The sequence below is a fragment of the Streptomyces sp. NPDC037273 genome (assembly GCF_055603625.1).
Genome location: NZ_JBVJVO010000002.1, coordinates 370,138 through 394,826, shown reverse-complemented (window position 1 = coordinate 394,826; position 24,689 = coordinate 370,138). Strand labels below are relative to the sequence as shown.

The window sequence follows — 24,689 nt, the reverse complement described above, 5'->3', positions numbered from 1 at the left end:
AGATCGAGAAAGTCGGCACAGGGTGCCAAGGAAACGGGCACCCGGTGCCTCGTTTTCGAGCCGTTTTCGCAGGTCGGACCCGCTGCATGAGAGGGTGCTCGCACGAATGAGCGGGCCCGTCGGACGAGGGACCCGCTCACTCCGCGTAAAACCTTTGGCTCAGGCCCGGGGGGCGCAGCCGAGCACATGGGCCTTCACGAGCGCCCCGATGTTCGGGTCGCCCCGCCGGAAGGCCTCCACCAGCTCCTGGTGCTCCTCCGCGTACGACTTCTGGACCGTGCCGAGCCAGCGGATCGACAGGGCCGTGAAGACCTCGATGCCGAGCGTCTCCCAGGTGTGCAGCAGGACGCCGTTCCCGGCCGCCTTCACCAGCTCCCGGTGGAAGGCCACCGTGTGCCGCACCTGCGCCGTGCCGTCCGAGGTCGCGTCCGCCTCGTACAGCGCCGCCACGTGCGGCTCCAGGGCCGAGCAGTCGCTCGCGAGCCGCGCGGCGGCCAGCTCGGCCGCGATCTGCTCGAGACCGGCCCGCACGGGGTAGCTCTCCTCCAGGTCCGCCGCCGTCAGATTGCGCACCCGGACGCCCTTGTTGGGCGCCGACTCGATCAGCCGCAGCGACTCCAGCTCGCGCAGCGCCTCGCGGACCGGGGTCTGGGAGACCTCGAGCTCGGTCGCGATCCGGCGCTCCACGATCCGCTCGCCCGGCTTCCAGCGGCCGCTGACGATCCCCTCCACGATGTGCTCGCGGATCTGTTCGCGCAGCGAGTGGACGACGGGGACGGTCATGAAGGCTCCTCGGGGAGTGTTGACCCTTAGACAATACGGCGGCGCCCCCGCCCGGAAACACTTCCGGGTGGGGGCGCCGCAGGTGAGGCTCGTTACGTTGCGCCTCGGGGACCGCCTGGCACCAGGGCTCAGAGGCCCAGGTCGACCTCGAACTCGCCGGCCTCCAGGATCGCCTTGACGGCCGTCAGGTAGCGGGCGGCGTCCGCGCCGTCCACCAGACGGTGGTCGTAGGACAGGGCGACGTACGTCATGTCGCGGATCGCGATCGTCTCACCCAGGTCCGGGTGGTTGATGACGACCGGACGGCGCACGGTGGCGCCGATGCCCAGGATGGCGACCTGGTTCGGGGGCACGATGATCGTGTCGAACAGCGCGCCGCGCGAACCGGTGTTGGAGATGGTGAAGGTCGCGCCGGCCAGGTCGTCCGGCGTGATCTTGCTGGCGCGCACGGCGGCGGCCAGCTCCGCGGTCTTCTTCGAGATGCCGGCGATGTTGAGGTCGCCCGCACCCTTGATGACCGGGGTCATCAGACCCTTCTCGGAGTCCACCGCGATACCGATGTTCTCGGTGTCGAAGTAGGTGATCGTGCCCTCGTCCTCGTTGATCCGGGCGTTGATGACCGGGTAGGCCTTCAGCGCCTGGGCCGCCGCCTTGACGAAGAACGGCATCGGGGAGAGCTTGACGCCCTCACGGGCCGCGAACGCGTCCTTGGCACGGGCGCGCAGCTTCATCAGCTTGGTGATGTCGACCTCGACGACCGAGGTCAGCTGGGCCTGGCCGTGCAGCGCCTTCATCATGTTGTCGCCGATGACCTTGCGCATGCGGGTCATCTTGACGGTCTGACCGCGCAGCGGGGAGACCTCGAGCGACGGGGCCTTCGCGGCGGCCGGGGCGGCCACGGGGGCGGCCGGCGCCACGGCGGCGGCCTTCTTGGCCTCGGCGGCCGCGAGGACGTCCTGCTTGCGGATGCGACCGCCGACGCCCGAACCCTTGACGGCCGCCAGGTCGACACCGTTCTCGGTGGCGAGCTTGCGGACCAGCGGGGTCACGTACGCGCCGTCCTCGGCCGGAGCCGCGGCGGGGGTCGCCGGGACCGGGGTCACGACGGCCGGGGCGATCGACGGGGCCGCGGCGACCGGGGCCGGGGCGGCGACCGGGGCGGCGGGCGCGACCGGGGCCGGGGCGGCGACCGGAGCGGCCGGGGCGACCGGCGCCGGGGCGGCGACCGGGGCCGGAGCCGCGGCGGGGGCGGCCGGGGCCGGGGCGGCGGCGGGAGCCGGAGCGGCACCCGCGGCGCCGATGACGGCGAGCTTGGCGCCTACCTCGGCGGACTCGTCCTCGGCGACGACGATCTCCAGGAGGACACCCGAGACGGGGGCCGGGATCTCGGTGTCGACCTTGTCCGTGGAGACCTCGAGCAGCGGCTCGTCGGCCTCGACGGTCTCGCCGACCGACTTCAGCCAGCGGGTGACGGTGCCCTCGGTGACGGACTCGCCGAGCGCGGGCAGCACGACGTCGGTGCCGGCGGCGCCACCGGCCGGAGCGGCGGCCGGAGCCTCGGCCACGGGGGCCGGAGCGGCGGCGGGGGCCTCGGCGACCGGCGCCGGGGCGGCGGCCGGAGCGGCCTCGGCGACCGGGGCCGGAGCCGCGGCCGGGGCGCCCGTGCCGTCGTCGATGATGGCCAGCTCGGCGCCGACCTCGACCGTCTCGTCCTCGGCGACCTTGATGGAGGCCAGGATGCCCGAGGCGGGGGCGGGGATCTCGGTGTCGACCTTGTCGGTCGAGACCTCGAGCAACGGCTCGTCGGCCTCGACACGCTCACCCTCGGCCTTGAGCCAGCGGGTGACGGTGCCCTCGGTGACGCTCTCGCCGAGCGCCGGCAGGGTTACGGAAACCGACATGGTTTCAGTTGCTCCTAACGAATTGCGGAAAGTGGTCGTCGCGCCCTGTGATGACGTGAGCGTCAGTCGTGGGAGTGCAGCGGCTTGCCGGCCAGGGCCAGGTGGGCCTCGCCGAGCGCCTCGTTCTGCGTCGGGTGGGCGTGGATGAGCTGCGCGACCTCGGCCGGCAGCGCCTCCCAGTTGTAGATCAGCTGCGCTTCGCCGACCTGCTCGCCCATGCGGTCACCGACCATGTGGACGCCGACCACGGCACCGTCCTTGACCTGGACGAGCTTGATCTCGCCCGCGGTCTTGAGGATCTTGCTCTTGCCGTTGCCCGCGAGGTTGTACTTCAGGGCGACGACCTTGTCCGCGCCGTAGATCTCCTTGGCCTTGGCCTCGGTGATGCCGACGGAGGCGACCTCGGGGTGGCAGTACGTCACCCGGGGAACGCCGTCGTAGTCGATCGGGACGGTCTTCAGACCGGCCAGGCGCTCCGCGACGAGGATGCCCTCGGCGAAGCCGACGTGCGCGAGCTGGAGCGTCGGGACGAGGTCGCCCACGGCCGAGATCGTCGGCACGTTGGTGCGCATGTACTCGTCGACCAGGACGTAGCCGCGGTCGATCGCGACGCCCTGCTCCTCGTAACCGAGACCGGCGGAGACCGGGCCGCGGCCGATGGCGACGAGCAGCACCTCGGCCTCGAAGGTCTTGCCGTCGGCCAGGGTGACCTTGACGCCGTTGTCGGTGTACTCGGCGGACTGGAAGAAGGTGCCGAGGTTGAACTTGATGCCCCGCTTGCGGAACGCGCGCTCCAGCAGCTTCGAGCTGTTCTCGTCCTCGACCGGGACGAGGTGCTTCAGGCCCTCGATGACGGTGACGTCGGTGCCGAAGGACTTCCAGGCGGAGGCGAACTCGACGCCGATGACGCCGCCGCCCAGGATGATCGCGGACTCCGGGACCCGGTCCAGGGTCAGCGCGTGGTCCGAGGAGATGATCCGGTTGCCGTCGATCTCCAGACCGGGGAGCGACTTCGGCACGGAACCGGTGGCCAGGAGGACGTGGCGGCCCTCGACTCGACGGCCGTCCACGTCGACGGAGGTCGGGGAGGACAGGCGGCCGGTGCCCTCGATGTAGGTCACCTTGCGGGAGGCGACGAGACCCTGGAGGCCCTTGTACAGGCCCGAGATCACGTCGTCCTTGTACTTGTGCACGGCCTTGATGTCGATGCCCTCGAAAGAGGCCTTGACACCGAACTGCTCCGCCTCGCGCGCCTGGTCGGCGACCTCGCCGGCGTGGAGCAGGGCCTTCGTCGGGATGCAGCCGTTGTGCAGGCAGGTGCCGCCGAGCTTGTTCTTCTCGATCAGTGCGACGTCCAGGCCCAGCTGCGCTCCGCGCAGCGCCGCGGCGTAACCGCCGCTACCGCCGCCGAGGATCACTAGGTCGAAAACGGTGCTGGCGTCGTTCGCCACGTCACGTCCTCCATGCATGTGCGCTCGTCGCCGGTCTTCGATGACCGGGCGGCGGCTGGTGTTCGGCCGCTTTATTTCGGCCCTGTGGTGGGGGCCCTGTCCTGCCGAGAACCCATCTTCGCACTTGTTGACGGATGGCGGGACGCGGGGCCGTGCTCTGAGACGGCCGATCGTCCGTACGGCGGGGTCGGCGCGGCGTACGAACCTACGGATTTCGTCGCGAGCGAACAGCTGACGAACAGGTACGGCCCCGGGCGCGCAGCCCGGGGCCGTACCTGTCACAGGTGAGCTCAGAGCTCGCCGGCCGCCGTCAGCTCGGCGAGACGGACCAGGGTGCGGACCGAGGAGCCGGTGCCGCCCTTGGGGGTGTAGCCGTACGGGGCGCCCTCGTGGAAGGCCGGGCCCGCGATGTCCAGGTGGGCCCAGGCGATGCCCTCGCCCACGAACTCCTGGAGGAAGAGGCCGGCGACCAGGCCGCCGCCCATCCGGACGCCCATGTTCGCCATGTCGGCGCTGGGGGAGTCCATGGTCTTGCGCAGGTCCGCGGGGAGCGGCATCGGCCAGGACTGCTCGCCGACCTCCTCGGCGATCTCGTGGATCGCGGTACGGAAGTCGTCGTCGTTGGCCATGATGCCGAAGGTGCGGTCGCCCAGGGCGAGGACCATCGCGCCGGTCAGGGTCGCCACGTCGACGATCGCGTCCGGGTGCTCCTCGGAGGCCTTCGTCAGCGCGTCGGCCAGGACGAGCCGGCCCTCGGCGTCGGTGTTCAGGACCTCGACGGTCTTGCCGCTGTACATGCTCAGGACGTCACCCGGGCGGGTGGCGGAACCGGACGGCATGTTCTCGGCGAGGGCGAGCCAGCCCGTGACGTTGACCTCCAGGCCGATGCGGGCCGCGGCGACGACGCTGGAGAACACGGCGGCCGCGCCGGCCATGTCGCACTTCATCGTCTCGTTGTGGCCGGCCGGCTTCAGGGAGATGCCGCCCGAGTCGTAGGTGATGCCCTTGCCGACCAGGGCGAGGGTCTTCTCCGCCTTCGGGTGGGTGTAGGCGACCCGGACCAGGCGCGGCGGGTTCACCGAGCCGTTGCCGACGCCCAGGATGCCGCCGAAGCCGCCCTTGGTGAGCGCCTTCTCGTCGAGGACCTGGACCTTGAGGCCGTGCTCCTTGCCGACGGCCTGGACGGTGGCGGCGAAGGCGGCCGGCGTCAGGTGGTTCGGCGGCAGGTTGACCAGGTCGCGGGTGCGGTTGATCTCCTCCGCGACGGCCTGGGCGCGCTCGGCGGCGGCCTTGTACGCCTTGTCGCGGGGCTTGGCGCCGAGCAGGGCGACCTCGGCCAGCGGCTTCTTCGCGTCGGTGGTGTCCTGGTACGCGGTGTAGGCGTACGCACCGAGGAGCGCGCCCTCGGCGATGGCGGCGGCGTCGTCGGCGGCGGCGATCGGCAGGGCGAACGCGGCCTTCTTCACGCCGGTCAGGGCGCGGGCGGCGACACCGGCGGCGCGGCGCAGGGTCTCGGTGCCGAAGGACTCGTCGTCCTCGGGGGCGGTGCCCAGGCCGACGGCCAGGACGACGGGGGCCTTGACGCCGGCGGGGGCGGGCAGCTTCGTCGCCTCACCCTCGGCACCCGAGGCGCCCAGGGACTCCAGGACGGCGGCGAGCCGGCCTTCGAAGGCCTTGTCGACGGCCTCGGCGCCCGGGGCGACGACGAGCGTCTTGCCGGACTTCGCGACGCCGACGACCAGGGCGTCGGCACGCAGCGTCGCCGCGCCGGCGGTGCTGAGAGTGAGAGCAGTCACGGTGGTGAATTCTCGCTTTCGTTGTGTCTGTGGTGGTCGAGGGATGGGCCGACCGTGCCCGCCTCATCGTATTTCGGCCCGAAGAGGGCCGAGAACGAGCCTACGCTCGCTCACTCGGTTCGCTCACGGCGGCGTTGATTCACTCATCCGTGGTGTCTCTTTCATGTTTACCTTCCCGGCTCGGAGAGCTGCTCCACACTCGCCTCATTCACGCAAGGACGACTCTCTCGCCTTTGCATCATCTGCATCAATCTCCACAGGTCCCCCGATCCCACGACGGCACGGGCGGGCCTGCCGAGGGGGGACACACCTGATGGACTCCGGCCGAATCCGTACGCCCAGAAGCGCCCACGCCGCCCGCCCCGCACCCCGTACCGGCGCACCGCGCGGCACCCGGCTCGCGGTCCTCGCCGCCGCCGCGCTGCTCGCCACCGTCGTGCCCTCCGCGCAGGCGGTCGCCGCCCCGGTGCCCCGCGTCGACCTCACCGTCCTCGTCGTCGACGACGGAGGCAGCACGGTCGAGGCGATCACCGCCGAGCTGAAGGGCTCCGGCGTCCCGTACCGCACGGTCGACCTGAACGACCCGAACCGGCCGGTCGTCGACGCGGCCTTCCTCGGCGACACGGTCGACGGCCGCCCGCGCGCCAAGTACCAGGGCGTCGTCGTCCCCCACGAGAGCGTCTTCGGCCCCGACTCCGCCGAGCGGACGGCCCTCCAGACGTACGAGCGGACCTTCGGCATCCCGCAGGTCGACGCCTACACCTGGTCGCACCCCGGCGTCGGCCTCGACTACACCGACCAGGGCGGCTACTCCGGCGTCCTCGACGGCGCCACGGCCGACGTCACCGCCGCCGGCCGGACCGGCCCCTTCCGGTACCTCGCCGGGGCGCTGACCTTCGAGGACAACGACCCCTCGATCGCCGAGAGCTACGGCTACGCGGGCCGCCCCCGGACCGGCTACACCAGCTACCTCGACATCCCCGTCGGCGGCGGCGGCCGGGCCAGCCTCGTCGGCGAGTACGCCGCCGACGGCCGCCGCGAGCTCGTCGTCACCTTCGCCTACAACCAGCACCAGCGGCAGTTCCGGGCCCTCGCCCGCGGCATCGTCGAATGGCTCACCCAGGGCGTCCACCTCGGCCAGAGCCGCAACTACCTCTCCGTCCACGTCGACGACGTCTTCGCCCCCGACGCCCGCTGGGACGCCGCCCTGAACTGCACGCCAGGCGACTTCGACTGCGTCGGCGACGACGGCGAAGGGGCCGACCCGATCCGGATGACCGTCGCCGACGCCCAGTACGCCGCCGCCTGGCAGAAGGCCTCCGGCTTCACCCTCGACATGGTCTACAACGGCGGCCAGGGCGAGCAGTGGAAGACCGAGCACGGCGGCACCGACCCGCTCACCGACCGGCTGGTCGCCGACCGCGCCCAGTACCGGTGGATCAATCACACCTACACCCACCCCTTCCTCGGCTGCGTCCAGGACAACGCCGTCGTCCCCTGGCAGTGCGCCAAGGACACCGCGGGGAACACCCTGTGGGTCAGCCGCTCCGAGCTCTCCGCCCAGATCCGCGACAACCACGACTGGGCCGTCGGCAAGGGCATCTCCGTCGACCGCTCCGAACTCGTCACCGGCGAGCACTCCGGCCTCAAGACCCTGCCCCAGCAGCCCGTCGACAACCCCAACCTCGCCGGCGCCCTCGCCGACAACGGCGTCAAGTGGACCGGCAGCGACAACTCCCGCGAACCGCAGCAGCGGACCGTCGGCACCGGCTCCGGCGCTGCCAGGACCGTCCCCCGGCACCCCATGAACGTGTACTACAACGTCGGCACCGCCGCCGAGATGACCGACGAGTACAACTGGATCTACACCTCCCGCGCCGACGGCGGCAGCGGCATCTGCGAGTCCAACCCGGCCTCCACCTGCCTGCCCGCCCCCCTCGACACCGCCACCGGCTACGCCGAGCGGATCGTCCCGCAGGAGGCCCGCACCGCGCTCTCCCACGTCCTGGGCAACGACCCGCGCCCGCACTACGTCCACCAGTCCAACCTCGCCGAGGAACGGCTCCTCTACCCCGTCCTCGACCGCGTGCTCGCCGACTACCGGGCCCTGTTCGCCGCCAACGCGCCCCTGGTCAACCCCGCCCAGCGGGACGTCGGCACCGAACTGAGCCGCCGCACCGCCTGGGACCAGGCCCTCGCCGCCGGCAAGGTCACCGCCTACCGCATCGGCACCACCGTCACCGTCAAGGCTCCCGCCGGCGTCACCGCGCCCGTCACCGCCCCCGAAGGCACCCGCAAGCGGCTCCTCCTCGGCACCACCGCCTTCGGCACGCCCTACGCGGGCACCCGCTCCGCCTGGACCACACCCGAACTGCTCCAGAGCACCGTCACACTCACGCTCCCGACCGCCTGACCAGCACGTTCTGGGGGGAACCGCACATGCCGAGCCGTGGCCGCCACGTCACCATGCTCACCGAAGGCACCTACCCGCACGTCCACGGAGGCGTCAGCACCTGGTGCGACCAGCTCGTCCGCGGCATGCCCGAGGTCGACTTCGAGATCCTCGCCCTCACCGGCAGCGGCCGCGAGCCCGTCACCTGGGAGTTGCCGACCAACGTCACCCGGCACACCGCGTACCCCCTCTGGGGAATCCCGCGGGGACCGGCAGGCGGGCGCACCCGCCGGCCCCCGCGGGGGCACGAACGCCGCCGCTTCCTCGACGCGTACGAAGGACTGCTCCTCGCCCTCCTCGACCCCGCGTCGGGCCGCGACTTCGGCGCGAGCCTGTACGAACTGGCCGTCCTCGCCCGGCAGGGACGGCTGACGGCCGCGCTCCGCTCCGAGCCGGCCCTCCGCTCCCTCATGTGGATCTGGACCATGCCGCACCTGCCGATCCTCGCGGCCCGGCCCACCGTCCACGACGCCCTCACCGCCACCGACCTGCTCGAACACGCCCTGCGGCCGCTCGGCGCCCGGATAGCCGACGGCAGCGTCGCCCACGCCGTCTCCAGCGGTCTCGCCACGCTGCCCGCCCTCGCCGCGCAGCACTTCGAAGGGGTCCCGTTCCTGCTCACCGAACACGGCATCTACCTCCGCGAGCGCTACCTCGGCTACCGCACCGAAGCGCAGCGCTGGCCCGTCAAGGCCCTCATGCTCGGCTTCTACCGCGAGCTCAACACGCTCGGCTACCGCAAGGCCGACCTCATCACCCCCTGCAACCAGTACAACCGCCGCTGGGAGGAGCGCGGCGGCGCCCCCGCCGACCGCATCCGCACCGTCTACAACGGCGTCGACCCCGCCCTCTTCCCCGAAGCAGGACCCGAACCCGAGACCCCCACCCTCAGCTGGTGCGGCCGTGTCGACCCCATCAAGGACCTGGAGACCCTGATCAGGGCGTACGCGATCTCCCGCGCCGAACTCCCCGAGCTGCGGCTCCGGTTGTTCGGCCCGGTCCCGGCCGGCAACGAGGACTACCTGACCCGCCTGGAGAAGCTCGCCGCCGAACTCGGCGTCACCGACGGGGTGTCCTTCGAGGGCCGCGTCTCCGACGTCCCCTCCGCCTACGCCGCCGGCAGCGTCGTCATGCTCTCCTCCATCAGCGAGGGCTTCCCCTTCTCCCTCATCGAGGCCATGTCCTGCGGCCGCGCCACCGTCTCCACCGACGTCGGCGGCGTACGGGAGGCCGTCGGCGACACCGGCGTCGTCGTCCCGCCCCGCGAACCCGCCGTCATGGCCGCCGCCGTCACCGAACTCCTCAGGGACGGAGCCCGCCGCGCCGAACTCGGCCGCCGCGCCCGTCAGCGGGTCATCGACGAGTTCACCCTGCACCGCTCGGTGGACGGCTTCCGCCGGATCTACCGCGAACTCGCCGGCGCCCGCACCCCGCACCCCGCCCCGGCCGCCCCGCAGGCACCCCTGCGCCTCAGCATCCCCGCCCCGCGCCGCACCTCCCCGGCCCTCGTCACAGGAGGCACCCCGGCATGAGCGGCTCCCTCTGGCTGAAGCCCCCGCGAGCGGAGACCCCGCTCCCCGCGATCCCCCGCCCGGGGGCGGTCCCCGAGCCCCCGGACGAGGACGGCATCGCCGCCGACCCGCTCGACGAACTCGCCCAGCGCCTCGACGCGTTCGTCGCCGCCGCCGTCCACCCGGACGAGATCGCCGCCATCCTCGAATCCGACGGCATGACCGACGAGCACATCCGGCTCACGTACGGCCGCGCCGACTCCTTCTCCCTCGCCGAAGACCTCTACGCGCGCGTGGCACGGCGCCACCCCGAACCCGCGGCACCACCCGGCGCCGCCTGGTACGGCGAGCTCGCCGGCTGCCTGCTGCGCGGGCTCGTCTTCGCGCTCCCCGGCCTCGCCTACGTCCTCGCCGCGCCGATGCTCACCGGCGCGCACGGCCGGGCGGGGCTCCCCGGCGGAACGATCCCGCTCCTCGCCGGAGCCGTCACCGGCTGGGTCTGGAACCAGGCCCTCTCGCACCGCGCCTACACCTGGCTCGGCCTCGGCGACCGGCCCGCCGCCGCCCGCGCGCTGCTCCTCGGCGCACCGGCGGGCGCGCTCGCCGGGACGGCCGTCGCCCTCGCGGCCGCCGCGCCCGGCGAGACCCCGGCCGCCCTGTTCGCCGCCGGGCAGTCGCTGTACCTCGCCGCCGCGACCGTGCTCCTGGTCATGGGCCGCGAACGGGCCCTGCTCGGCGCCCTGTCGCCGCTGGCCGGAGCGCTCCCCGCGTTCCGCTGGGACCTGCCCGACGCGCTGCGCGCCGGCCTGCTCCTCGCCTCGCTCGCCGCCGCCGTCGGCTGCGCGGCCCTGACGCTCGCGCCGGGCCTGCGGCGGGGCGCGCGGGGCCGTGGCGGGCCACCGCCCGCGGCCTCCCTGCCGTACGGCCTGTTCGGCCTGGGCAGCGGCCTGCTCGTGCTGCACGCGGGCGTGGGCGACACCCTGGTCAGCGGGGCGGGGGCGGTCATGGCGCTCACCCTCTCGATGGGCCCCGCCGAGTGGCTGCTGTACCGCTTCAGGGACGGGAGCCTGGCCCGGCTGCGCACCCTCACCACCGCCCGGGAGTTCCGCCGGGCCGTCACCGGCACCCTCGCCCTCTGCCTCGGCGGCTACCTCACCGTGCTGCTCGCCCTGACCCTCGCCGCGACCCTGGCCTGGCCGGACGCGCCCTGGCCGACACCGCCGCGGCTCGCCACGCTGCTCCTGATCGGCACCGTGCTCTGGCTCGGGCTGCTGCTCCAGGCCTTCGGGGCGGTGGCCGCCGCCGCCGGCGTCTGCCTGCTCGCGGCGGCGGCCCAGACCGCGGTGCCCGCGGCGGGGCCGGCGGCGACCGGGGGAGCGGCGGCGCTGCTCGCCGTCCTGAGCTGTGTTCTGCTGGTACGACCGACCGTCCACCGCGTCTGAGGGGGGACCGTGCCGACACCCTCGCTCCTGGTGCCGTACTACGAGCACCCGGCCGAGCGCCCCGAGGCCTGGACGGCCCTCGTCGAAGCGGCGCCCTCCCTCTACGGCGTCGTCCTCAACCCGGCGGACGGCGCCGGCGACGCGCCCGACCCGGCGTTCGCCGCCGCGGCCGGCCGTCTGCGGGCCGCCGGGGTGCGGGTCCTCGGTTACGCGGACACCGCCTACGGCCGCCGTCCGCACGGCGAGGTCGTCACCGACCTGCTCCGCCACCGCGACTGGTACGGCGCCGACGGGGCCTTCCTCGACCAGGTCGCGACCGCCCCCGGCGCGCTCGCCCACTACCGCCGCATCGCGGTCGCCGCGCGGGCCGCCGGGGCCGCCACCCTCGTCTTCAACCACGGAGCCCACCCGGACGCCGGATACGAGGCCCAGGCCGACCTCCTCGTCACCTTCGAGGGCCCCTGGGACACGTACCGCACGCTCGACCTCCCGGTCGCCCCGCACTACTGCCACCTGGTCTACGCGGCCCCGCCCGGCGTCCGCCCCGCCACCCCGGTGCACTGCGCCGTCCCCGGCGCCGGCGCCCACCCCTGGGGCACCCTTCCGCACCTCCTGGAGCCCGCCCGATGAGACGTACGACGCCCCTGCTCGCCGGCCTGCTGCTGCTCGCCACGGCCTGCACGGCGGCCCCGGGCCCCGACCCGAAACCCACCGGCACCGACGGCGGCCGCTGGCGGCCCGAGCCCGGCCTCGCCTGGCAGTGGCAGCTCAGCGGCCGCCTCGACCCGACCGTCGACGTCCCCGTGTACGACATCGACGGCTTCGACCACCCCGCCTCCACCGTCGCCGACCTGCACGCCCGCGGCCGCAAGGTCATCTGCTACCTCTCCACCGGCGCCTGGGAGGACTTCCGCCCCGACGCCGCGAAGTTCCCCGCGTCCCTGCTCGGCAAGGGCAACGGCTGGGACGGCGAACGCTGGCTCGACATCCGCCGCACCGACCTCCTCGAACCCCTCATGGCCGCGCGCCTCGACATGTGCCGCGCCAAGGGCTTCGACGCCGTCGAACCCGACAACATGGACGGCTACCGCAACGCCACCGGCTTCCCCCTCACCGCCGCCGACCAGCTCCGCTACAACCGCCTCGTCGCCCGCCTCGCCCACGACCGCGGCCTCTCCGTCGGCCTCAAGAACGACCTCGACCAGATCCCCAAGCTCCTCCCCGACTTCGACTTCGCCGTCAACGAGCAGTGCGCCGAGTACGACGAATGCGGCCGCCTCGCCCCCTTCGTCGCCGCGGGCAAGGCGGTGTTCCACGTCGAGTACGAACTGACGAACCCCCAGTTCTGCCCCCAGGCCCGCGAGCTGGGCCTCAGCTCGATGAGCAAGAAGTACGAACTCGGCGTCTGGCGCAAGCCCTGCTAGGAGTCGCCGCGCTGCGTCGTCGCGTAGCAGGTGACCCCGTCCTTGCCGGACCCCCCACGGGGCACGGGGGTCCACCAGGCCCAGATGTCGGTCGCCTTCGGCAGCCACGCCGGCTTGAGCATGCCGTGCGCGGTGGCGCAGGCGATGTCGGCCCGCTCCTGGGTGTCGGCCTGCGAGGTGCCCTCGCGCAGGGGGAGTTGGGTGAAGACCCGGGCGTCGTGCGGCCCGGCGCACTCCGTGGTCACGACCATGTGCGCGAGGCGCAGGCCGGAGTCGAAGTCGACGCAGCCGCCGTCCTTCACGTCCCGCAGGGCCAGGACGCTCCCGGCCGCCTCGCGGACGGTCCCGGACGGGGTCGTGACGGGCGCCGAAGCGCCGTGACCGGCGAGGGTGAGCTCCGAGGTGAGGGTCGTGAACCCGGAGAAGGCGCCCTTCTTCCGGAGGAGCGCGGAGAGGTCGGCGGTGGCGCGGGTGATCCGGCCCTCCCGGTCGACGGTGACGGTCAGCGGCACGCCCGGCTGCGCGTGCCCCGTGGACAGGTCGGTGGCCAGCTCCCTGTTCAGGTCGGCGGGGAACATCGCCGCGAGGACGCCGAAGGGCATGGTCGCCCGGTACGCGCGGCCGCCTTCCGCGGGGCTCTGCGCGGTCGCCTCGGCTCCGCTGATCCCCTCGAAGAGGGTGCCGCCGATGGGTGCCTCGGTGCCCCGCAGGTGGTCGAGCGCGTCGCTCGTCCCCTGCTCCCCGATGCCGCCGGAGGCGTAGCGGAGCCAGTATCCGGAGCCGGCGGCCCGGTAGTGGGTCCGTTCGCCGTCGACCAGGTAGGCGACGGAGGCGGGGCCGTCCCCCCGCCCCGGGGTCGCGCCGAGCACGACGGTCCGGGTCTCCTTGGGCAGCCCCTTCGGCACCTTCCAGACCACGTCGGCCTGGCCGCGCTCGCCGGCGAAGTCCAGGCGTCCGGTCGTCGTCCTGACCAGGTTCCCCGTGTTCCCGGGCTTCTTCGAGCCGAAGGTCAGCGTCTGGACGAAGCGCGCGCTGCCCGTCTTCTGCGTCTGACGCGCGGCCAGGAACACCTGCCGGTCCAGCTTCTGGCCGAAGACGGGGTGCGCGGTCGGCGTGGCCGACGCGGGCTTCCCGTCGGCGGCGCCGTCTCCGCCTCCTCCGCCGCAGGCGGTCAGGAGCAGCGACGCGGCGGCGAGGGCGACGGCGGTACGCGGAAGGTCTCTGATCATGAACAGGAGACCCGCCGGAGGTACCGGAAGTTGTGCCCCGGCGGGTAACGGAACGATCACCCCAGCGTCAGGGCCACCAGGGCCACCGTCGCCGCCGTCTCCTCGACGGCGCCGAAGACGTCGCCGGTGACGCCGCCGAAGCGGCGGAGGCAGCGGCGGAGGAGGAGGGCGGCGGCACCGAGGGCGGCGCCGGCGGCGACGACGTTGCGGACGGCGTCGTACGGGGAGAGGAGGAGGCCCGCCGCCGCGCAGGCCGCGAGGGCGAGGGCGGTCGTGAGGGTGGAGGAGCGGACCGGGACGGTCTCCGCGACGATCGCGCCGAGGCCTTCGGGGCGGGCCGGGGGTACGCCGTCGCGGGAGGCGTGGGTGAGGGCGAGGCGGGCGACGGTCGCGGCCAGGGCGGCGGCGATGGTGCCGCGCGCCCAGCCTTCCCCGTACAGCTCGTACAGGGCGGCGACCTGGGCGAGCAGGACGAGGACGAGGGCGATGACGCCGAAGGGTCCGATGTCCGACTGCTTCATGATGCGGAGGGCGTCCTCGGCGGGCTTGGCGCTGCCGAGGCCGTCGGCGGTGTCGGCGAGGCCGTCGAGGTGGAGGCCGCGGGTGAGGACGGCGGGGACCGCGGTGGCGGCGACGGCCGCGAGGAGCGGGCCGGAGCCGAGCAGCAGGAACGCGCCGCCGAGCGCGCCGGCGGCGAGGCCGACGACAAGACCGGCCACGGGGGCGCAGAGCATGCCGGCGCGTGCGGCGTCCCGGTCCCAGCGGGTGATGCGGGCGGGGAACACCGTGAGGGTGCCGAAGGCGAAACGCAGGCCGTCCATCCGGGCAGGGTAATCGCCGCCCCCGGACGGTAGATTGCGCATATCGCGCATATCGGAACGGGGTGGCATGGGTCACTGGTTCTCCCGCAACTTCGTCGAGCCGGGCAAGCTCCCGATGCTGCTCGCTCTGACCTCGTTCGTCCTGACATTCCTGGTCACCCGCACGGTCACCCGGCTCATCCGGGCGGGCAAGGGCCCCTTCCGGAACGTCTCCTCCGGCGGGCTCCACATCCATCACGTCGTGCCGGGCGTCGTCCTCACCGTGCTCGGCGGATTCGGCGCGGTGGCCAGCGACCGGCACGGCGTGGGCGCGTGCGTCTTCGCCGTCGTCTTCGGGATCGGCGCCGGGCTCGTCCTGGACGAGTTCGCGCTGATCCTCCATCTGGACGACGTGTACTGGACCGACGAGGGCCGCCAGAGCGTCGAGGTGGTCGTCCTCACGGCGGCCCTGGCGGGGCTCGCGCTCAGCGGCTTCTCACCGCTCGGCGTCAACGACATGACGGCCGACGAGCGTCAGGACCGGGCCACCTTCATCCTCACGCTCGCGCTGAACTTCCTCCTCGTCCTGGTCACCCTGGTGAAGGGGAAGATCCGGATGGCCGTCATCGGCACCCTGATCCCCTTCGTGGCGATCGTCGGCGCCGTCCGGCTCGCCCGCCCCGGCTCCTGGTGGTCCCGGCGCTTCTACTCCCGCCGCCACCGGGCCAGGGCGCGCTGCACCCTCCGCGCGTACCGCCACGACAAGCGGTGGACCAAGGTCCGGCGCCGCTTTCAGGACGTGATCGGCGGCTTCCAGGAACGCGTCCCAGGACGGGGCGCACCCCCGTCCTGACCGCCCCCGCCCCGACCGGCCCCGCGCTCACCGGAGCCGTGGCCCCGGCCGGAGCCGTCGCCGATGCCCTTGCCCTTGCCGTCGCCCGGGCCGGAGCCGTCGCCCCGGCCCCGCTCGCGCCAGGCCTGGACCGCGACCAGCACGAGGACGGCGGCGATGGCCGCGAGGTGCTCCTTGCCCGCCAGGTTCGGCTTGATCACGACCTCGACGACCATCGCCACCACGACCAGCGAGCCGGTCCAGCGGGCCCCGTAACGCCAGCAGACGTAGACGGCGAGGCCGACCACGGCCGCCGAGGGGCCGGTGTCGACGACCTGGGCGTCGGTGGCGGGCAGGCCGAAGGGGCTGTCCGGGCCGATCGCGATGCCCACGCGCGCGTACAGCGTGCCGGCCAGCGTCGCCAGATAGGCGACGGCGAGCGTCCGCCACCGCCCCAGACAGATCTCGGCGATCCCGAACACCAGCAGCACCTGCGCGAGCGCGCCCCACACCGGCAGGTCGAGCGCCGGGACGAACAGCGAGAGCGGGGTCCGCAGCAGCGCGAGCCACAGCGGCTCCTCGGCCCGTACGGAGCCGATGTCCTGGACCGGCTGATAGCCCCAGTCCTGGTTCTGCACGATCTGGAAGAGCGAGGTGAGGCAGACCGCGGCCAGCGTCATCGGCACGGCCCGCCACCGCTTCGCGACCAGCGCCGTCCGTACGGTGGTGAACAGCGGCCCCCACTCGCGGCGGGCGAACCCCTTCAGGGTCTTGCTCAACGCCCGCTCTCCAGGTGTCTGCGGTGCATCCACTTGGGCAGGCCGGGGGCTTCGAGGAAGCCCTCCGCTCGGCCCGCGGCGAGGCCGATGCGCAGCAGGTCCGCGCTCTTCTCGAAGAGCATGAATCGGGGCTCCCAGATCGGTCGGTACTTGGCGTTGGCACGGTACAGCGACTCGATCTGCCACCAGCGCGAGAAGAAGCTGAGCAGTGAACGCCACATGCGCAGCACGGGTCCCGCCCCGAGCTTCGAGCCACGCTCGAAGACGGAGCGGAACATGGCGAAGTTCAGCGAGACCTGAGTGATCCCGATCTCCTTGGCGCGCTGGAGCAGCTCGATGACCATGAACTCCATCAGGCCGTTCTCGGACTCCCGGTCACGGCGCATCAGGTCGAGCGAGAGCCCCTTCGGCCCCCAGGGCACGAAGGAGAGCACCGCCCGCAGCTCGCCGGACTCGTCGCTGCACTCCAGCATCACGCAGCGGCCGTCCCTCGGATCGCCCAGCCGCCCGAGCGCCATCGAGAAGCCCCGCTCGGTGGCCCCGTCCCGCCAGTCGTCGGCCTTGCGCAGCAGTTCGGCCATCTCGTCGGCCGGGATGTCCTCGTGGCGCCGGATCCGGACCTCGTACCCGGCCCGCTTGACCCGGTTGTAGGCCTGCCGGACCGTGCGCATGGCGCGGCCGTCCAGGGTGAACTCGTCGGTCTCGACGATCGCCTCGTCGCCCAGCTCCAGGGCGTCGAGGCCGTGCCGGGCGTAGATGGTGCCGGCCTCCTCGCTGGCGCCCATCACCGCCGGGATCCAGCCGTGCTCGCGGGCCTCGGCGAGCCAGGGCTCGATCGCGCCGGGCCAGGCCTCGGGGTCGCCGATCGGGTCGCCGGAGGCCAGGGACACCCCGCCGACCACGCGGTACGTGATCGCGGCCTTCTCGCTCGGCGACCACACGACGCTCTTCTCGCGGCGCAGCGCGAAGTAGCCGAGCGAGTCCCGGTCGCCGTGCTTGTCCAGGAGCGCCCGCAGCCGCTCCTCGTCCTCCTCGGTCAGCGGGTCGACGGCCCGCCGGGAGCGGAAGGCCGCGAAGAGCACGGCGAACAGCAGCAGCGTGGACAGGACGTTGATGGTGACGTCGACCCAGCCGGGCGTGGAGATCCCGGCGATGGCCGAGTCGTCGGCGGCCAGCGTGATCAGCCGCATCACGCCGTACCGCCAGCGCTCCAGGAACGTCGAGTGCTCGGTGGCGGTGTTGGTGACGGTGACCAGGACCGCGGCGAGCAGCGAGGTGACGAGCAGCCCGCCGACGGCCACGACCGCGGCGAGCCACGGGTTGGAGCGGTCGCCCTTCGCGTAGAACTCCTTGCGGCCGAGGAGCAGCGCCGCCACGAAGGCTGCGGTCAGGCCGAGCGAGATCCAGTTCTGCGCGTGCTGCCGGATCTCCGGGAAGAACATCACCAGCGCGAAGAGCAGCAGGAAGAGGCCGCCGAGCACCATGTTGAGGATCCACGCGGCCCGCTTGCGCCGCCGCATGGTGATCGCCAGGAACAGGGTGAAGACACCGGAGGCGAAGCCGGCCGTGAGCATGTACGGCGTGAAGTAGTTGTCCTCGTTGTGCCGGCGCAGGTCCTGCCCGAAGGAGACCCAGACGGCGCTCAGGAAATTGATGAACGTGACGGCGCGCAGATACCAGACGGCGAACGCGGCGCCGCGCCGCGAACGGACCGTGCTGCCCCGGGGCGCTGCTTCGGCGGACAAGCGGACCTCTCCCATGAAAAGCGATCATATGGGGCATCGCTTGACATGCGGAGACGCCGGAGGCGGTCACGCGCGCGTGGCGCGCGACCGCCCCGGAGTCGGTCTGCCGTCGTCTCTCAGCTCTCCCCGTCCACCGCGGCCCGATCGGCCGGAGTGGTCGGGTCCGGACGCTCGGGCAGCTCCGCGGCGAGCGCCGCCGCGGCCTGTACGAGGGGAAGCGCGAGCAATGCCCCGGTTCCTTCACCCACATGGACGCCGTGGTCGAGCAGAGGGTTGAGCGCCATCCGGTCCAGCGCCTTCGCCTGCGCCGGCTCCCCGCTCACCTGGCCCGCCAGCCACCAGTCCGGCGCCCGGAACGCCGCCCGCTGCGCCACCAGCGCGCAGGCCGCGCCCACCACGCCGTCCAGGATCACCGGCATCCGGCGCACCGACGCCTGGAGCAGGAAGCCCGTCATCGCCGCCAGGTCCGCCCCGCCGACCGCCGCGAGCAGCTCCAGCTGGTCGCCGAGCACCGGCCGGGCCCGCCGCAGCGCGTCCCGGATCGCCGCGCACTTGCGCATCCACGCCAGATCGTCGATCCCGGCGCCGCCCCGGCCGGTCACCACCGAGGCGTCCGTCCCGCACAGCGCCGCGATCAGCGTCGACGCCGGGGTCGTGCCGCCGACGCTCAGATCGCCGAGCACCACCAGATCGGTGCCCGAGTCGGCCTCCTCGTCGGCGATCGCGATGCCGAGCCGGACCGCGGCCTCGGCCTCCTCGACCGTCAGCGCGTTCTCCACGTCGATCCGGCCGCTGCCGCGCCGTACCCGGTGGCGCACCACCTCGGCCGGCAGCAGCTCGGGCTCGCAGTCGAGACCGGCGTCCACGACCCGCACCGGCACGTTCATCGAACGGGCGAGGACCGCGACCGGGCTCGCCCCGTCGAGGACCGCGCGCACCAGCTCGTGCGCGGTGCCCGCGGTACGCCCGGACACGTCGAGCGAGGCCACCCCGTGGTCACCGGCGAAGAGGACCACCCTGGGCTGCTCGACCGCCCGCACCTTGACCGTCGCCTGCGCGGCGGCCAGCCACTCGCCCAGCTCGTCGAGACGGCCCAGCGCCCCGGGCGGCACGGTCAGCCGCTCCCGGCGCTCCTCGGCGTCACGCCGGATCCCGCCGTCGGGGCGCTCGATCAGATCGGAGAAGTCGTCCAGGTTCACGGGTTCCGCCTTGTGACAATCAGCTGGGGCCTGTCCGGTGGCCATCGGTGATCGCACCCTACCCGCGCAGCACCAACGGCTGTCCGGCGACCACGAGGACCACCTGCTCGCACTCGTCCGCGAAGGCCGCGTTCAGCCGCCCCAGCTCGTCCCGGAACCGCCGTCCCGCCGCCGTGCCCGGCACCACGCCCGAGCCGACCTCGTTCGTCACCGCCACCACCGTGCGCCCGGTCGCCCGCACCGCCGCCACCAGCTCCGCCGTCCGCTCCCGCAGCGCCTCCTGGCCGCCCGAGGCCCACCGCTCGTCGTCCCAGGCGTCCACCCGGTCCATGGCGTCCGTCAGCCACAGCGACAGACAGTCGATCAGCAGCGCCGGGCCGTCCCCCGCGAGCAGCGGTACGAGATCACAGGTCTCCGCGGTACGCCACGAACCCGGCCGCCGGTCCCGGTGCAGCCCCACCCGCTGCGCCCACTCCGCGTCGCCCTCCCGCGTCCCGCCCGTCGCCACGTACATCACCTCGGGGAAGGTCTCAAGGCGTCGCTCGGCCTCCACCGACTTCCCCGACCTGGCGCCGCCCGTCACCAGCGTCCGCCGCGGCACGTCCGGCACCTCGTGGTACTCGCCCACGTACAGCGTCGTCCCGTCCGGCACCGTCCGCGCGCCCGCCGCCGCCAGCCGACGGTCCAGCTCCGCGCCCGCCGGCGCGTCATGGTCCAGATGCACCGCGATCACCTCGGTGGCCGGCCCCACCGCCCCCGTCGCCCGCAGCCGCGCCAGCCCGTCCGGCCGGCCCGTCACATCGCCGATCACCATGTCGTACGGGACCCGGTGATCCTCCGGCAGGCCCGCCGCGGCGCCGCCCGGCGGCAGGTACAGCAGCCGCTCGCCGTCCGGCGACGTCACCTCGTACCCCGTACCCGGCGAGTCCATCGGCACCGCCCGCACCGTGTGCCCGCTGATCAGCGTCAACTCCCGGCCGTCCGGCACCCGGCCCGCCGTCGGCAGTCCCGCCGGCACCTCCACCGCGGGACCGTCGTGCGGATGCGTCAGCAGCACCTGCCGCACACCCACCAGCGAATGCCCCGAACGAGCCGCCGCCAGCGCGGCCCCCGGGGTCAGATCGAGCAGCAGCGCGCCGTCCACGAGCAGTGCCGTCGCGGCCCGCGCCCGGGTCCCGCGGGAGAGCGCGCACACGGCGCAGGGGCATGCGGGGCGGGGCAGGCCGAGCGGGGCTCCGGTGCCGAGCAGAGTCAGTTCCACCCTCAGATCCTCCCGCGCCCCCGCAAGCCGTGCGCGCCCGGCTACGCTGCGGGCAGGAAACCGATCACCGGGTGAGCACCAGGAGGCGCACATGGCATGGACGTGGCGGTTCGAGAAGTCCGACGGCACACAGGTCGAGCCCGTCGTCACCCCCGAGGAGTTCACCACCCAGGGCGACGCCGAGTCCTGGCTCGGCGAGAACTGGCGTGACCTCCTCTCCGGCGGCGCCGACCAGGTCACCCTCTCCGAGGACAGCACCAAGATCTACGGCCCCATGCCGCTGAACGCCGACGCCTAGGCCCTGGCGTCCGCCTGTGGGCCCCGCACCGGCGGGGCCTACATCTCGCCGAGGGTGATGTCCGTCTTGTGGGTGGCGGTGCCGCGGAGGTAGGTGGCGGAGACCGTCTGGCCGGGCTTCATGGCGGCCAGCGCCTCGGAGAGCGACGTGATCGTCGTGATGTCGGCGTCGCCGAGGCGCGTGATGACGTCACCCGGCTTGAGCCCCGCCTTGCCGGCCGCGCCGGTCGCGGGGGCCTCGACGACGGCGACCCCGGCCGGCTCGTAGTCGTCGTTGAGGACGGTGCGGCCCGTGATGTTGAGGGCGGCGCGCCCGGAGTCCGTGACCTTGCCGTCCTTGATGATCTGGTCGGCGACGGTGCGGACCATCGACGCGGGGATGGCGAAGCCGATGCCGGGGGCGGAGCCGCCGCCGAGCTCGGGGTCGGTCGCCGCGAGGGTGGGGATGCCGATGACCTCACTGTCGAGGTTCACGAGGGCGCCCCCGCTGTTGCCGGGGTTGATCGCCGCTGACGTCTGGACCATGTTGCCGATCGTGGCGCCGGTCCCGCCGCCGGTACGGCCCTCGCTGACGGTGCGGCCGGTCGCCGAGACGATGCCCTGGGTGACGCTGCCGGAGAGGCCGAGCGGGGAACCCATGGCGAGCACGATCTGGCCCATGTCGACGGCGGCGGAGTCGCCGAGCCTGGCGGCCTTCAGCCCCTGCGGCACGGTGTCCAGCTTGATCACCGCGAGGTCCTGCTCCGGGTAGGAGGCGACGAGCTTGGCCGCCACCGGCTGCCCGCCGGTGGCGGCGGTGACCTTGAAGGTCTTCTCCTGGCCGACCACGTGCGCGTTGGTGACGATGTGGCCCTTGTCGTCGTAGACGACCCCCGACCCGAGGCTGTTCGCCGCGTCGATCTGCACGACGGACGGCAGGACGTTCTTGATGACCGCCTGGTAGTCGTCCTGGAGGTCGTTGGCGGACAGTGGCGCCGCCGCCTGGGTGGACCGCTCCTCCGCCGGCCCCTCCCCGCCGGCGGAGCACCCCCCGACGAGCGCGACGGCGCACGCCCCGGCGGTCAGCGGAAGGAGGAGTCGTCGGGCACGGGCAGAGGCACGGGATACGTCCATGTCCGGAGTATCCGGAAGATCCCCCAGCCGGGCCCCCGGAGCGCACCCGACCGGGCGAGCCCGTTCGGCCGGGAAGACGGGCGCTAGCCCCGCCGGACCCCGCACAGATGAAGCAGCGCCGCGATCCTGCGGTACGGCTCGAGGCGGCCGGCCCGGTCCTCGGCGGCGAGGAGACGGTCGAGTTCCTCGGCGGCCGGCAGGCCGGCGCCGGCGGGAACACCGTCGGTGAAGACGCGCACGCCGTACCAGGCGTGCAGCGGCGCGGCGATGCCGGCGAGCGTCGTGGTGAGGGCGTCGAGACGGTCGGCCCGGACCTTGACGCCGTGGTCGTCGGTGTAGACGTCGGTGTCGAAGGCGGCGAGCGCGCCGGACCAGTCACCGGCGAGGCCGGGCCGCATGGCGAGCGCCTCGGCGTTGCGCACCACGAGCGAGAGCAGACCGCCCGGGGCCAGCATGCGGGCGAGGCCGGCGAGCAGGGCGTCCGGCTCGTCGGCGTACATCAGCACGCCGTGGCAGAGGACCACGTCGAAGCTGCCGGGCAGGAAGTGGACGCCGGTCTCGCGCCCGTCGCCCTCGATCATGCGGACCCGCTCACGGATCCCGGCGGGCTCGGTCGCGAGCGACTCGCGCGCCGTCTTGAGGAGCTCGGGATCGGCTTCGAGGCCGGTCACGGTGTGGCCGGCGCGGGCGAGGCGCAGGGTCTGCGCGCCCTGCCCCATGCCGGCGTCGAGGATGCGCAGCCGCTGCCCCACGGGGTAGCGGCCGGATATCTGCTCGTCGAGCTGGCGGGCGACGATCTCCTGGCGGATGGTGTCGCGCAGACCGCCGGGACCGGCCGGCTGCGCGACGGCGGGCAGCACGGGGCCGCCCGCCTCCGAGGTGGCCGCGCCGAAAGCGCCCTCGCCGAGGCCCAGCGCCGAGCTGTCGGCGCTCAGGGCCGCTCTCCGCGCTTGACCTGCGGCTTCGGCAGTCGCAGGCGGCGCATCTGGAGCGTACGCATCAGGCCGTAGGCGATCGCGCCGCGCTTCGGCTCGTTCGGGAAGCGCTCGTTCAGCTGCTTGCGCAGCCGGATCCAGATACCGATCGAGTCGATGACGATCAGGATGATCACACCGAGCCAGAGCAGCAGGGAGATGTTCTGCAGCGCCCGGTTGGCGTTGCCGAACAGCGACAGTACGAGGATCACCACGGCCATCGGCAGGAAGAACTCGGCGATCGCGAACCGGGAGTCGACGAAGTCGCGCACGAAACGGCGGACCGGACCCTTGTCGCGGACCGGCAGATAACGCTCGTCGCCACTGGCCAGCGCTTCGCGCTGACGGGCCAGGTCGGAGCGGCGTGCCTCGCGCTGGCGCTTGGCGGCCTCCTTGCGGTCGGTCGGCACCGTCGCGGCGCGCCGACGCTGGGTCTGCGCGTCACTCCGCTTCGGGGTCGGGCGGCCCTTGGGGGCCTCGGGGTCGCGGGGCTGCTTGGTGGAGAGGTCCGCCGTCACCTTGTCGGTGGGGGCCTTCTCGTCCTTCGAACGGCTACGGAACACAAAACCCAAGGGTACGGGGTGGTGGGCATGGACCCCAGCTCGGGCGGGAACGATCTGATAGCAATGCTTCGAAAAGATCTTGAAAATTCTCCGGCATTGGCGGAGCGATAGCGGAGCAGAGTGCGTCCTGGGGAGTACGCACACGGGACGAGCAAGGGTCCCCCCGAGGTCCTTCTACACCCTGGGCCGGAGGGATCAAGGGGCGCAGTCGTCCTTGGGGAGGAGCGCATCCGGCTCCGAACAGTGCGGTAATGGAGACAGGGCCCGTACTGTGGACCTGTTGGTAGAGCTGGAGCCGAAGTCCGTCAGAAGGGGGCGCGCGAAGCCCATGAGCGGTGTCATGAAGCGTATGGGGATGATCTTCCGCGCGAAGGCGAACAAGGCCCTTGACCGGGCCGAGGACCCGCGCGAGACGCTCGACTACTCGTACCAGAAGCAGCTGGAACTGCTGCAGAAGGTCCGGCGCGGCGTCGCCGACGTCGCCACCTCCCGCAAGCGGCTCGAACTCCAGCTGAACCAGCTGCAGGGCCAGTCCGCCAAGCTGGAGGACCAGGGCCGCAAGGCGCTCGCGCTCGGCCGTGAGGACCTGGCGCGCGAGGCGCTGTCCCGGCGCGCCGCCCTCCAGCAGCAGGTCAGCGACCTGGAGGTGCAGCACCAGACGCTCCAGGGCGAGGAGGAGAAGCTCACCCTCGCCGCCCAGCGTCTCCAGGCCAAGGTCGACGCCTTCCGCACCAAGAAGGAGACGATCAAGGCGACCTACACGGCGGCCCAGGCGCAGACCCGGATCGCCGAGTCCTTCTCCGGCATCTCGGAGGAGATGAGCGACGTCGGCCTCGCGATCCAGCGGGCCGAGGACAAGACCGCCCAGCTCCAGGCCCGCGCCGGCGCGATCGACGAGCTGCTCGCCTCCGGCGCGCTCGACGACCAGTCCGGGCTCGCCAAGGACGACATCCAGGCGGAGCTCGACCGGCTCTCCGGCGGTACGGACGTCGAGCTGGAGCTCCAGCGCATGAAGGCCGAACTGGCCGGCGGCCCGTCGGCCCAGCAGCAGGCCATCGAGGGCGGCGGGGGGGGGGGGGGGGGGGGGGGGAAACAGCAAGCCCACCCCCCCCCCTCAAAACGACACCTCCCCCCACC

General features: G+C 73.0%; 21 protein-coding genes. 8 read left to right on the top strand and 13 right to left on the bottom strand.

The window, feature by feature from the left end; genetic code table 11:
• Positions 1-159: 159 nt before the first annotated feature.
• The 4 genes from ACZ7G1_RS06960 to ACZ7G1_RS06945 form a co-directional block, all read right to left on the bottom strand.
• On the bottom strand, positions 160-783 hold the full coding sequence (locus ACZ7G1_RS06960) for a GntR family transcriptional regulator (protein WP_470881457.1): 624 nt from the start codon (positions 781-783) through the stop codon (positions 160-162).
• Between the two features lie 128 nt (positions 784-911).
• A complete protein-coding gene (gene sucB, locus ACZ7G1_RS06955) occupies positions 912-2,684 on the bottom strand; it encodes a 2-oxoglutarate dehydrogenase, E2 component, dihydrolipoamide succinyltransferase (protein ID WP_470881455.1) in 1,773 nt (590 codons plus the stop codon).
• Positions 2,685-2,746: 62 nt separating this feature from the next.
• Entirely contained in the window at positions 2,747-4,135 is a 1,389-nt protein-coding gene (gene lpdA, locus ACZ7G1_RS06950; RefSeq protein ID WP_470881454.1) for a dihydrolipoyl dehydrogenase, read from the bottom strand.
• Positions 4,136-4,425: 290 nt separating this feature from the next.
• Positions 4,426-5,931: a leucyl aminopeptidase gene (locus ACZ7G1_RS06945; protein ID WP_470881452.1), complete on the bottom strand. Its 1,506-nt coding sequence runs from the start codon at positions 5,929-5,931 to the stop codon at positions 4,426-4,428.
• Positions 5,932-6,244: 313 nt separating this feature from the next.
• On the opposite strand from ACZ7G1_RS06945, the gene ACZ7G1_RS06940 reads away from it, so the two are divergent.
• Genes ACZ7G1_RS06940 through ACZ7G1_RS06920 form a run of 5 tightly spaced genes read left to right on the top strand, consistent with a single transcriptional unit; the run spans position 6,245 to position 12,760 of the window.
• Positions 6,245-8,344: a hypothetical protein gene (locus ACZ7G1_RS06940; protein WP_470881450.1), complete on the top strand. Its 2,100-nt coding sequence runs from the start codon at positions 6,245-6,247 to the stop codon at positions 8,342-8,344.
• A gap of 26 nt (positions 8,345-8,370) precedes the next feature.
• The gene (gene pelF / locus ACZ7G1_RS06935) at positions 8,371-9,915 is read left to right on the top strand and encodes a GT4 family glycosyltransferase PelF (protein WP_470881448.1); all 1,545 of its coding nucleotides are present in this window, start codon (positions 8,371-8,373) and stop codon (positions 9,913-9,915) included.
• Positions 9,912-11,336, top strand: a complete 1,425-nt coding sequence (locus ACZ7G1_RS06930; RefSeq protein ID WP_470881446.1) for a hypothetical protein — start codon at positions 9,912-9,914, stop codon at positions 11,334-11,336. Before pelF ends, ACZ7G1_RS06930 begins: the two co-directional genes overlap by 4 nt.
• A 9-nt stretch (positions 11,337-11,345) precedes the next feature.
• Positions 11,346-11,966 carry a spherulation-specific family 4 protein gene (locus tag ACZ7G1_RS06925; RefSeq protein ID WP_470881444.1) on the top strand — a complete coding sequence of 207 codons (621 nt, stop codon included), beginning with the start codon at positions 11,346-11,348 and terminating at the stop codon, positions 11,964-11,966.
• Entirely contained in the window at positions 11,963-12,760 is a 798-nt protein-coding gene (locus ACZ7G1_RS06920) for an endo alpha-1,4 polygalactosaminidase (protein ID WP_470881443.1), read from the top strand. The genes ACZ7G1_RS06925 and ACZ7G1_RS06920 overlap by 4 nt, the downstream gene beginning before the upstream one ends.
• Here ACZ7G1_RS06920 and ACZ7G1_RS06915 read toward each other — a convergent pair.
• Together ACZ7G1_RS06915 and cobS are read right to left on the bottom strand one after the other, a co-directional pair.
• Positions 12,757-13,989 (bottom strand): hypothetical protein, encoded by a 1,233-nt coding sequence (locus tag ACZ7G1_RS06915; protein WP_470881442.1) that lies wholly within the window; start codon positions 13,987-13,989, stop codon positions 12,757-12,759. The genes ACZ7G1_RS06920 and ACZ7G1_RS06915 overlap by 4 nt on opposite strands.
• Before the next feature lie 56 nt (positions 13,990-14,045).
• Positions 14,046-14,810: an adenosylcobinamide-GDP ribazoletransferase gene (gene cobS / locus ACZ7G1_RS06910; RefSeq protein ID WP_470881440.1), complete on the bottom strand. Its 765-nt coding sequence runs from the start codon at positions 14,808-14,810 to the stop codon at positions 14,046-14,048.
• Between the two features lie 67 nt (positions 14,811-14,877).
• Between cobS and ACZ7G1_RS06905 the strand changes: the two genes are divergently transcribed.
• The gene (locus ACZ7G1_RS06905; protein WP_470881438.1) at positions 14,878-15,642 is read left to right on the top strand and encodes a hypothetical protein; all 765 of its coding nucleotides are present in this window, start codon (positions 14,878-14,880) and stop codon (positions 15,640-15,642) included.
• On the opposite strand, the gene ACZ7G1_RS06900 is transcribed toward ACZ7G1_RS06905, so the two are convergent.
• The 4 genes from ACZ7G1_RS06900 to ACZ7G1_RS06885 form a co-directional block, all read right to left on the bottom strand.
• Positions 15,582-16,400, bottom strand: coding sequence for a hypothetical protein (locus ACZ7G1_RS06900; RefSeq protein ID WP_470881436.1), 819 nt, complete (start codon positions 16,398-16,400; stop codon positions 15,582-15,584). The genes ACZ7G1_RS06905 and ACZ7G1_RS06900 overlap by 61 nt on opposite strands.
• Positions 16,397-18,160 carry a phosphatidylglycerol lysyltransferase domain-containing protein gene (locus tag ACZ7G1_RS06895; RefSeq protein ID WP_470881435.1) on the bottom strand — a complete coding sequence of 588 codons (1,764 nt, stop codon included), beginning with the start codon at positions 18,158-18,160 and terminating at the stop codon, positions 16,397-16,399. Before ACZ7G1_RS06895 ends, ACZ7G1_RS06900 begins: the two co-directional genes overlap by 4 nt.
• Before the next feature lie 101 nt (positions 18,161-18,261).
• Complete coding sequence (cobT, locus tag ACZ7G1_RS06890) at positions 18,262-19,344, bottom strand: nicotinate-nucleotide--dimethylbenzimidazole phosphoribosyltransferase (RefSeq protein ID WP_470881433.1); 1,083 nt, start codon at positions 19,342-19,344, stop codon at positions 18,262-18,264.
• Between the two features lie 58 nt (positions 19,345-19,402).
• Positions 19,403-20,605: a bifunctional adenosylcobinamide kinase/adenosylcobinamide-phosphate guanylyltransferase gene (locus ACZ7G1_RS06885; protein WP_470881431.1), complete on the bottom strand. Its 1,203-nt coding sequence runs from the start codon at positions 20,603-20,605 to the stop codon at positions 19,403-19,405.
• A gap of 91 nt (positions 20,606-20,696) precedes the next feature.
• Here ACZ7G1_RS06885 and ACZ7G1_RS06880 point away from each other — a divergent pair, with 91 nt between their 5' ends.
• On the top strand, positions 20,697-20,903 hold the full coding sequence (locus ACZ7G1_RS06880; protein WP_470881429.1) for a hypothetical protein: 207 nt from the start codon (positions 20,697-20,699) through the stop codon (positions 20,901-20,903).
• A 38-nt stretch (positions 20,904-20,941) separates the two neighbouring features.
• Here the strand turns inward: ACZ7G1_RS06880 and ACZ7G1_RS06875 are convergent, their stop codons facing one another.
• The 3 genes from ACZ7G1_RS06875 to ACZ7G1_RS06865 all read right to left on the bottom strand — a co-directional run bounded on the left by ACZ7G1_RS06875 (position 20,942) and on the right by ACZ7G1_RS06865 (position 23,552).
• Entirely contained in the window at positions 20,942-22,015 is a 1,074-nt protein-coding gene (locus tag ACZ7G1_RS06875; RefSeq protein ID WP_470881427.1) for a S1C family serine protease, read from the bottom strand.
• 83 nt (positions 22,016-22,098) lie between these two features.
• Positions 22,099-22,875, bottom strand: coding sequence for a class I SAM-dependent methyltransferase (locus ACZ7G1_RS06870; protein ID WP_470881425.1), 777 nt, complete (start codon positions 22,873-22,875; stop codon positions 22,099-22,101).
• Positions 22,876-22,946: 71 nt separating this feature from the next.
• Complete coding sequence (locus ACZ7G1_RS06865) at positions 22,947-23,552, bottom strand: DUF3043 domain-containing protein (RefSeq protein ID WP_470881423.1); 606 nt, start codon at positions 23,550-23,552, stop codon at positions 22,947-22,949.
• Positions 23,553-23,880: 328 nt separating this feature from the next.
• On the opposite strand from ACZ7G1_RS06865, the gene ACZ7G1_RS06860 reads away from it, so the two are divergent.
• Positions 23,881-24,689 (top strand): PspA/IM30 family protein (locus tag ACZ7G1_RS06860; RefSeq protein ID WP_471204000.1); only part of this gene is annotated, 809 nt, incomplete at its 3' end.

Bases quoted from the DNA above. Each gene is read 5' to 3' on its own strand.
- ACZ7G1_RS06960 (WP_470881457.1), bottom strand. From the start codon at position 783: ATGACCGTCCCCGTCGTCCACTCGCTGCGCGAACAGATCCGCGAGCAC.
- sucB (WP_470881455.1), bottom strand. From the start codon at position 2,684: ATGTCGGTTTCCGTAACCCTGCCGGCGCTCGGCGAGAGCGTCACCGAG.
- ACZ7G1_RS06940 (WP_470881450.1), top strand. From the start codon at position 6,245: ATGGACTCCGGCCGAATCCGTACGCCCAGAAGCGCCCACGCCGCCCGC.
- pelF (WP_470881448.1), top strand. From the start codon at position 8,371: ATGCCGAGCCGTGGCCGCCACGTCACCATGCTCACCGAAGGCACCTAC.
- ACZ7G1_RS06930 (WP_470881446.1), top strand. From the start codon at position 9,912: ATGAGCGGCTCCCTCTGGCTGAAGCCCCCGCGAGCGGAGACCCCGCTC.
- ACZ7G1_RS06920 (WP_470881443.1), top strand. From the start codon at position 11,963: ATGAGACGTACGACGCCCCTGCTCGCCGGCCTGCTGCTGCTCGCCACG.
- ACZ7G1_RS06915 (WP_470881442.1), bottom strand. From the start codon at position 13,989: ATGATCAGAGACCTTCCGCGTACCGCCGTCGCCCTCGCCGCCGCGTCG.
- cobS (WP_470881440.1), bottom strand. From the start codon at position 14,810: ATGGACGGCCTGCGTTTCGCCTTCGGCACCCTCACGGTGTTCCCCGCC.
- ACZ7G1_RS06905 (WP_470881438.1), top strand. From the start codon at position 14,878: ATGGGTCACTGGTTCTCCCGCAACTTCGTCGAGCCGGGCAAGCTCCCG.
- ACZ7G1_RS06895 (WP_470881435.1), bottom strand. From the start codon at position 18,160: ATGGGAGAGGTCCGCTTGTCCGCCGAAGCAGCGCCCCGGGGCAGCACG.
- ACZ7G1_RS06880 (WP_470881429.1), top strand. From the start codon at position 20,697: ATGGCATGGACGTGGCGGTTCGAGAAGTCCGACGGCACACAGGTCGAG.
- ACZ7G1_RS06875 (WP_470881427.1), bottom strand. From the start codon at position 22,015: ATGGACGTATCCCGTGCCTCTGCCCGTGCCCGACGACTCCTCCTTCCG.